The sequence below is a fragment of the Schinkia azotoformans LMG 9581 genome (assembly GCF_000307855.1).
In the GTDB taxonomy this organism is placed as follows: Bacteria; Bacillota; Bacilli; order Bacillales; family Bacillaceae_J; genus Schinkia; species Schinkia azotoformans.
This window is the reverse complement of the sequence record NZ_AJLR01000089.1, coordinates 1-587: the sequence shown is the minus strand read 5'-3', so window position 1 is coordinate 587 and position 587 is coordinate 1. Positions and strand designations below refer to the sequence as shown.

General features: G+C 41.9%; 1 protein-coding gene. It reads left to right on the top strand.

The features are described 5' to 3' along the window. Positions 1-587, top strand: a 587-nt coding sequence (locus BAZO_RS10835) for an LPXTG cell wall anchor domain-containing protein (protein WP_003331547.1), incomplete at both ends; no start/stop codon positions are given.

The following is a 587-nucleotide window of genomic DNA, read 5'->3' as shown; positions in this document are numbered from 1 at the left end:
AAAATATACGGTAAGTTCAACAACCACACTAACCGTCGCTGACGCAACGACTATCTCGGCAAATAATCAGCATATCATTCCTAAAGCCGGCTCTTACAACCCAAGCTCGGATATTCTTAGCGCGACAAATGCTGATGGCACTAATGCTTTTGCATCTGTCAATAATGTTCCGGTCGGGGTGATTATCACAGACAGAGCAGGTAATAATGTTTGGGTCAACAACATGACCGTTAACTTACCCAAAAACAAATTGGTCGTGGGGACTTATAGTGAAAAGTATTATGCTTTAACTGCTAAAGGAGCTGCGGACTATACGACTTGGAAAGCAACAGCAAGTCCAAGTGCTAACACAGTGGGCGACTTTATCAACTCTGGTCAAACAACAAGTGGTGATTATGTGACAGCCACGACGCAACTCACGGTTATAAACTTTATCTTACCCTTTGCAGGTGGGAGTGGAAATCAATTTCTCTATCTAATGATAAGTCTAGCTGCAATCGGAGCGCTCGGACTCTACTTTAGTAAGCGACGTAAAGAAGAAGAATTAGAGTGGATAAATAATGGTGAACAAGAAAGTTATATCTCTA